The following is an 8,064-nucleotide window of genomic DNA, read 5'->3' as shown; positions in this document are numbered from 1 at the left end:
GTTGTGCTTTTTCTTGATGAACCCACATTACTTGTTTTTTTGCGAACGAAGGTAATCCAAAGTTTTCAGCTGGGCAATGGCTGCTGCCAATGCTTTGTGCGCTTCGGCCAGAGATTTATCATCTTTGGCTGCAGAAACACCTGCCTCGGCTGCTTTTTTAGCTGCTTCAGCACGCGCCTGATCCATTTCGGTACTGCGGACGGCAACGTCTGCCAATACGGTAATCTTATCAGGCTGTACTTCTAAAACGCCACCGGAAACGGCAACCAGCACTTCTTCAGCTTCACCCGGAACAGTCAAACGCAATGCGCCGGGGCGTACCAAACTCATAATCGGCTCGTGTCGTGGATAAATACCAAGCTCACCTTGAACGGTCGGAACCACCACAAAGCTGGCTTCGCCCGAATAGATGTTTTGCTCGCTACTGACCACTTCAACTTGCATGACGCTCATGCCGACCTCCTTAGTTTAAGGTTTTCGCTTTCTCAACTGCTTCTTCGATGCCGCCTACCATGTAGAACGCTTGTTCAGGCAGATGGTCGTATTCGCCGTTCAAGATGGCTTTAAAGCCGGCAATGGTATCGCGCAGGGCGACATATTTGCCTGGAGAACCTGTAAACACTTCTGCAACGTGGAACGGTTGAGACAGGAAGCGTTGAATTTTACGGGCACGCATCACAGTCAGTTTGTCTTCGTCAGACAATTCGTCCATACCCAGAATGGCAATAATGTCGCGCAATTCTTTGTATTTTTGCAGAGTAGACTGTACACCGCGCGCTACGTCGTAATGCTCTTGACCCAATACCATCGGATCCAATTGGCGCGAAGTAGAGTCAAGCGGGTCAACTGCCGGGTAAATACCCAAAGATGCAATGTCACGGCTCAATACGACGGTCGCGTCCAAGTGGGCGAAAGTTGTCGCTGGAGACGGGTCAGTCAAGTCATCCGCAGGTACATATACGGCTTGGATGGAAGTGATGGAACCTGTTTGGGTAGAGGTAATACGCTCTTGCAAACGACCCATTTCTTCAGCCAATGTCGGTTGGTAACCCACTGCAGAAGGCATACGGCCCAACAGTGCAGATACTTCGGTACCGGCCAGAGTGTAACGGTAGATGTTGTCGACGAAGAACAATACGTCGCGACCTTTACCGTTTTCGTCTTTTTCGTCACGGAAGTATTCGGCCATAGTCAAACCGGTCAAAGCAACGCGCAGACGGTTGCCTGGAGGTTCGTTCATTTGGCCATACACCATGGCTACTTTATCCAATACGTTGGAATCTTTCATCTCGTGGTAGAAGTCGTTACCTTCACGGGTACGTTCACCCACACCTGCGAACACGGACAGACCGCTGTGCGCTTTGGCGATGTTGTTGATCAATTCCATCATGTTCACGGTTTTGCCCACACCGGCACCACCGAACAGACCTACTTTACCGCCCTTAGCAAACGGACACAGCAAATCGATCACTTTAATACCGGTTTCCAACAATTCGGTAGTTGAAGACAACTCGTCGAATTTCGGAGCAGTTTGGTGAATAGCACGGCTCTTGTCGGTATCGATCGGACCTGCTTCATCAACAGGCGTACCCAATACGTCGACAATACGACCCAATGTACCTTTACCTACCGGTACAGTGATTGGCGCACCAGTATTGCTTACAGACATACCGCGTTTCAGGCCGTCTGAACTACCCATTGCAATAGTACGGACAACGCCGTCACCCAGAAGCTGTTGAACTTCCAGAGTCAGACCGTTCTCGTCCAATTTCAGGGCATCGTAAACATGCGGGATAGCGTCGCGTGGAAATTCCACGTCAACCACCGCACCAATAACTTGTACGATTTTGCCTTGGCTCATTATCGTATCCTAATTTCCTGTTCAGGCTTCAGACGGCATTAAACTGCCGCTGCACCTGCTACAATTTCTGACAATTCTGTGGTAATCGCGGCTTGACGCGATTTGTTGTACACCAAGCGCAATTCTTTAATGGCATTACCTGCGTTATCGGTTGCGGCTTTCATCGCTACCATACGCGCGGCTTGTTCAGATGCCATGTTGTCGCTCAATGCCTGATAAACCACAGACTCTAAATAGCGGCGAACCAAATATTCCAATACGGCGATAGGACTCGGCTCGTAGAGGTATTCCCAAGTAAATGAAGAATGACCTGTTCCGTCGTCAATAACGTTTTCACCGATAGGCAGCAAAACTTCCATACGCGGCTCTTGGCGCATTGTATTGACGAAACGTGAGTAAACCATATGGATACGGTCTAATTCATGCTTCTCATAACGTTGGAAGATTTCGGTCAGAGGGCCGAGCAGCAATTCCATTTTTGGGGTATCACCCAAATTGGTTGCGCTGGCAATAACATTCAAACCGATGCTTTGGCATGCAGCCAAACCTTTACTACCCAGGCACACGACTTCGACTTCGATGCCTTGTTCCTGATACTCTTGAACTTGCGCCAAAAACTTTTTCAGTACGTTTGCGTTCAAGCCACCGCACAAACCTTTGTCCGAGGTAATCAAAATGAAACCGGCACGACGCACTTCGCGGTGCGGCTCCAACAATTTGATACCATGATCGGCATTAGTTTGTGCAAGATGGCTCATCACTGTACGCACTTTTTCGGCGTACGGACGCGCTAAGCGCATCCGGTCTTGAGTCTTCCGCATTTTAGAGGTCGACACCATTTGCATCGCTTTAGTGATCTTTTGGGTATTTTGAACACTACGGATTTTGGTGAGAATCTCTTTTCCGACTGCCATTTCAGACTCCTTTCATCTCAATACTTATGCTTGGTAAGCGTAAGAAGATTTGAAAGATTTCATGGCTTCGGTCAATGCTTTTTCGCTTTCGTCAGACATTGCGCCTGATGCATTAATCGCTTCCAGAACCTCAGGATGTTGCGTACGTACGAAACTCAAGAATTCTGCTTCGAAAGCCAAGGCTTTGGATACCGGAACATCTGCGTAAGAACCGTTGTTGATCGCCCACAAAGTCAATGCCATTTCGGCAGTGTTCAATGTGCTGAATTGTTTTTGTTTCATCAATTCAGTAACTACTTCACCGTGTTGCAGCTGTTTGCGCGTTGCTTCGTCCAAATCGGAAGCAAATTGCGAGAACGCTGCCAATTCACGGTACTGTGCCAACGCCAAACGGATACCGCCACCCAGTTTTTTGATGACTTTGGTTTGTGCTGCACCACCTACGCGCGATACGGAAATACCGGCATTGATTGCAGGACGGATACCGGCGTTGAACAAGTCGGTCTCCAAGAAGATTTGGCCGTCTGTAATCGAGATTACGTTGGTTGGTACGAATGCTGATACGTCACCGGCTTGGGTTTCAATAATTGGCAACGCAGTCAGAGAACCGGTTTTGCCTTTTACTTCGCCATTGGTCAGTTTTTCAACTTCGTTTTCGCTGACACGGGCTGCACGTTCCAACAGACGGGAGTGCAGATAGAATACGTCGCCAGGATATGCTTCACGGCCAGGAGGACGGCGTAACAGCAGAGAAATTTGACGGTATGCAACGGCTTGTTTAGACAAGTCATCGTATACGATCAACGCATCTTCACCACGGTCACGGAAGAATTCACCCATGGTACAACCGGAGTAAGGAGCGATGTATTGCAGTGCAGCGGCTTCAGAAGCAGTTGCAGCAACCACGATGGTATGCTCCATCGCGCCATGCTCTTCCAATTTGCGTACTACGTTGGCAATAGAAGATGCTTTTTGACCGATAGCCACATAAATACAGATAACGCCTGTACCTTTTTGGTTAACGATGGCATCCAGTGCCACGGCAGTTTTACCGGTTTGACGGTCACCAATGATCAACTCACGTTGACCACGACCAACCGGAACCATAGAGTCAATGGCTTTCAGGCCGGTTTGCATTGGTTGGTCAACCGATTTACGCGCAATCACACCCGGTGCAATTTTCTCGATTGGAGCAGTCAATGTTGTGTTGATTGGACCTTTACCATCGATAGGACGACCCAATGCATCAACCACACGGCCAACCAGTTCGCGACCGATCGGCACTTCCAAAATACGGCCGGTACAGGTAACTGTATCGCCTTCTTTAATGTGTTCGTACTCACCCAACACTACGGCACCGACGGAGTCACGCTCCAAGTTCATGGCCAGACCGAAAGTGTTACCGGGGAATTCGAGCATCTCACCTTGCATCGCGTCTGACAAGCCATGAATGCGCACAATGCCGTCTGTAACAGAAACAACGGTACCACGGGTACGCACTTCTGCATTGACGGACAGATTTTCGATTTTAGCTTTAATCAAATCGCTAATTTCAGCAGGATTAAGCTGCATGAAAACTCTCCTAATTTGTCATAGTCGCATACAAAGCATTCAGTTTGCCTTGTACGGACAAATCCAAGACCTGATCACCCACTTCTACTTTGATGCCGCCGATTAATTCAGGGGCAACTTTAGCTACCACATCCAATTTGCTGTTGAAGCGTTTTGTCAGGATATCGGTAACATCGGCCAGCTGCTGAGAACTGAGCTCATACGCGCTGTAAATTACTGCCGATTTCGTATTGTTGTGTATCAAGGTCAAATCTTGATATTGGGCATAAATTTCCGGCAATACCAGCAAACGCTTTTGCTCGGCCAAAACGGTAATAAAATTTGCCAATTCGACATTTTTGATACCGACAAGACCTTTGAGCGTTTCTGCCTTTTCGGAAGCTCCCGTTTCCGGCTGCTCGATGAAAGCAATGACTTTCTCATCCTGAACAACCGCTGCGAGTTCTTTCAGTTCGCCCAACCAAGACTCGATTTGGTTTTTTTCCTGAGCCAGACTAAACAATGCTTTCGCATAAGGTCTGGCAATCGTTGCGAACTCTGCCATAAGATTACAGCTCCTGTTTTAAGGCACTGAGCAGATCTGCATGTTTGGAAGCATCGACTTCTTTACGCAGGATAGATTCCGCACCTTTAACAGCCAATGAAGCGACCTGTTCGCGCAACACTTCGCGTGCACGGTTAACTTCTTGCTCTACATCAGCTTTTGCTTGGGCTGCAATGCGTGCTGCTTCATGAGAAGCTTGCTCTTTGGCTTCTTCTACAATTTTTGCAGCACGTTTTTCGGCGTTGGCAACCATTTCGGTTACCTGATTACGCCCTTCGGCCATAAGTTCTGCAACTTTTTTCTCTGCCTGCTCAAAATCGCTCTTACCGCGCTCGGCAGCAGCCAAGCCTTCGGCGATTTTTGCGGCACGCTCATCCAATGCTTTGGCGATCGGAGGCCATACGAATTTCATCGTAAACCATACCAAGCCAAAGAAAACTAGGATTTGCGCAAATAAGGTTGCATTAATATTCACGTTACTTAACCTTCGTATCTGGGTTAATCAAACAGACGGCAAGCCTGTATCTGAACGGATCGCTCCGTCTTGATTACGCACCACTAAACGGGTTAACGAAGGCGAACAACAGGGCAATAGCCACACCGATCAAGAAAGCCGCGTCGATCAGACCAGCGATCAAGAACAGTTTGGTTTGCAGAGGACCGATCAGCTCAGGTTGGCGAGCAGAAGATTCCAAGTATTTAGAACCAACCATTGCAATACCGATAGAGGCACCCAATGCGCCCAAGGCAACGATCAAACCACATGCGATAGCAATCAAACCCATTTTTAAACTCCTTAAAATAGTAAAGGTTAAACTACAAAAAACAAACTACAAAAAAACTACTTGATTAGTGTGCATCATGCGCCTGTCCGATATATACGAACGCCAACGCCATGAAAATAAATGCCTGCAAGGTGATGACCAAAATGTGGAAAATCGCCCAAGCCAAACCGGCAATCAGGTGGAACACAAATAAAATCGGATCCAAAGTTTCGACACTGCCGGTTGACGCCCATGCACCGCCCAACAGAGCGATCAACAGGAACACCAGCTCGCCAGCATACATATTACCAAACAACCGCATACCGTGGGATACGGTTTTGGACAAGAACTCTACCAAGTTCAGCAGGAAGTTGGCCGGAGCAAGCCACGGACCGAAAGGTGCGCAGAACAACTCGTGAATCCAACCGCCAAGGCCTTTGATTTTGACATTGTAGTAAATACAGATCAGCAATACGCCAATCGCCAGAGCCAAAGTCGTATTCAAGTCAGCTGTCGGCACGACGCGCAACAGGGCATGATGATTACCGGTAATGCCTTGCCATGCCATCGGCAGCAAATCAACCGGCAGCATATCCATGGCGTTCATCAAGAGAATCCAGACAAATAAGGTCAGACCCAACGGGGCAACGGCTTTACGCGATTGTTCGTTATGGATAATGCTTTTACACATGTCATCCACGAATTCGAACAGAATTTCAACAGCCGCTTGGAAACGACCGGGAACACCGGCCGTCGCTTTTTTGGCACCGCGCCACAAAAGGAAGCTGCCGATTACGCCCAACAGAACGGCAAAAAAGATTGCATCAAGGTTAATGAACGAAAAATCAGCAATGTTTTTCAGTCCTTGACCCTGAGTAACATCCGACATACTGGTCAAGCTTTGCAAGTGGTGCTTGATGTAGTCGGCAGCGGTCATAGTTTCACCTGCCATAGTGTTTCACTCTCAACAATACTAAAAAAACCAAATGACTGACGCCAAGAAACGCCAATAAAAATGGGTAAAATACCAGTGATCGATGCCATATCGCAAAAACGACCAACATAGATACCAGCGACAGCACTACTTTTAAAACCTCTCCGCCGATAAACATCGAACTTTGCAGATCAGGATTTCGTCGGGAAAACTTTAAAAGTAAAACTGCAACTAGGGTAGGCAAAATGTACGAAAATCCTCCCGCAAAAGCAGAGAGGAAGCCGGGCAATCCGGAAAATAACGCACAAACAACTGAAATTATTAACAATACAATCACTTGCAATGGGACTATCTGATTCATTGTACTTCACACCCCAAAACGCAAGGTAAATTAATATAATCAAGAAGTTTATTAACGTCAAGCAATATGTTAATCTTTGTGAACCTTTCACAGATAAATGATTAACACATATAAAACAAATCTTTGCAGGAACGGAGTTTAACACAAATTACATGTTGCTACACAGATTTTACAGAAGATTTTGATTTGTATTGTAAACATTTATACGCTCTACGCTTTTTCAAAAATTGAGGCCGTCTGAAAAGCTTTTTTCAGACGGCCCGTTCTGTTTATAAAGCCGTTAGAACGCTTGATTGATGCCTAACTGCTTCAGCAAATATTCGAATGTTTCCGGCGTATCAAAATGCAGCACGATTTTGCCTTTTTTCTGATTACTGGTTTTGACTTCGGCATTAACGCCCAAATGCTCGGTCAATGCATCATTGATGCGGCGGATATCCGGGTTAATGGTTTTGGTTGCTTCCGGTTTGGCTTTTTGATGTGCCAACTGGCTGCGGCGCTCTACCTCGCGTACCGACCAACCGTTTTTGACGGCTTTTTGTGCCAACTCCAATTGGTCAACCACATGCAAGGTCAGCAACGCGCGGGCATGACCCATTTCCAGACGGCGTTGGTAAAGCATTTCCTGAACCGGCTCAGGCAGGCTCAACAGACGCAGGCTGTTGGAGATGGCACTACGGCTTTTACCGACGGCTTTTGCGATGGTTTCATGAGTCAGGCCGAATTCATCGGCAAGGCGTTTCAAACCTTGCGCTTCTTCAATCGGATTCAGGTTTTCACGTTGTAAGTTTTCAATCAAACCCATGGCCAACGCAGTTTCGTCGCTGATGGTTTTAATGACGACGGGAATTTCGGTCAAACCGGCCAACTGGGAAGCGCGCCAACGGCGTTCTCCGGCAATCAATTCATATTGAGACAAACCACGTTCGCGTACGATAACCGGCTGGATAATGCCTTGCGCTTTAATGGAATCGGCCAATTCCTGCAAAGCTTCGTCATCAATTTGCACACGCGCCTGATAACGGCCGGGCTGAATATCGGCGATGGCAACCGTTGTCAGGCGGTCGCTACTGCTGCTGTCCACTGCATTGGAAATCAGCGAATCCAAACCGCG

At 47.6% G+C, this 8,064-nt stretch carries 10 protein-coding genes; all 10 read right to left on the bottom strand.

Annotated features, from left to right (window positions below; genetic code table 11):
* Window positions 1-27 precede the first annotated feature (27 nt).
* Window positions 28-453 (bottom strand): F0F1 ATP synthase subunit epsilon, encoded by a 426-nt coding sequence (locus ACTHS3_RS07875; RefSeq protein ID WP_004519002.1) that lies wholly within the window; start codon window positions 451-453, stop codon window positions 28-30.
* A gap of 10 nt (window positions 454-463) precedes the next feature.
* Window positions 464-1,861 (bottom strand): F0F1 ATP synthase subunit beta, encoded by a 1,398-nt coding sequence (atpD, locus tag ACTHS3_RS07870; RefSeq protein ID WP_003748111.1) that lies wholly within the window; start codon window positions 1,859-1,861, stop codon window positions 464-466.
* Between the two features lie 38 nt (window positions 1,862-1,899).
* Window positions 1,900-2,775: a F0F1 ATP synthase subunit gamma gene (atpG, locus tag ACTHS3_RS07865; protein WP_004519003.1), complete on the bottom strand. Its 876-nt coding sequence runs from the start codon at window positions 2,773-2,775 to the stop codon at window positions 1,900-1,902.
* A gap of 24 nt (window positions 2,776-2,799) precedes the next feature.
* Entirely contained in the window at window positions 2,800-4,347 is a 1,548-nt protein-coding gene (atpA, locus tag ACTHS3_RS07860; RefSeq protein ID WP_003676111.1) for a F0F1 ATP synthase subunit alpha, read from the bottom strand.
* A gap of 10 nt (window positions 4,348-4,357) precedes the next feature.
* The gene (locus tag ACTHS3_RS07855) at window positions 4,358-4,891 is read right to left on the bottom strand and encodes a F0F1 ATP synthase subunit delta (protein ID WP_004519004.1); all 534 of its coding nucleotides are present in this window, start codon (window positions 4,889-4,891) and stop codon (window positions 4,358-4,360) included.
* Window positions 4,892-4,895: 4 nt separating this feature from the next.
* Window positions 4,896-5,366 carry a F0F1 ATP synthase subunit B gene (locus ACTHS3_RS07850; protein ID WP_003708446.1) on the bottom strand — a complete coding sequence of 157 codons (471 nt, stop codon included), beginning with the start codon at window positions 5,364-5,366 and terminating at the stop codon, window positions 4,896-4,898.
* 73 nt (window positions 5,367-5,439) lie between these two features.
* Window positions 5,440-5,676 carry a F0F1 ATP synthase subunit C gene (gene atpE / locus ACTHS3_RS07845; RefSeq protein ID WP_004519005.1) on the bottom strand — a complete coding sequence of 79 codons (237 nt, stop codon included), beginning with the start codon at window positions 5,674-5,676 and terminating at the stop codon, window positions 5,440-5,442.
* Window positions 5,677-5,740: 64 nt separating this feature from the next.
* Entirely contained in the window at window positions 5,741-6,607 is an 867-nt protein-coding gene (atpB, locus tag ACTHS3_RS07840; RefSeq protein ID WP_003748099.1) for a F0F1 ATP synthase subunit A, read from the bottom strand.
* Complete coding sequence (locus tag ACTHS3_RS07835; protein ID WP_049336018.1) at window positions 6,597-6,950, bottom strand: ATP synthase subunit I; 354 nt, start codon at window positions 6,948-6,950, stop codon at window positions 6,597-6,599. The genes atpB and ACTHS3_RS07835 overlap by 11 nt, the downstream gene beginning before the upstream one ends.
* Window positions 6,951-7,230: 280 nt before the next feature.
* Window positions 7,231-8,064 (bottom strand): ParB/RepB/Spo0J family partition protein (locus ACTHS3_RS07830; RefSeq protein WP_440367604.1); only part of this gene is annotated, 834 nt, incomplete at its 5' end.

Source organism: Neisseria sp. P0009.S007 (assembly GCF_051962515.1).
This window is presented reverse-complemented; position numbering and strand designations above follow the sequence as displayed.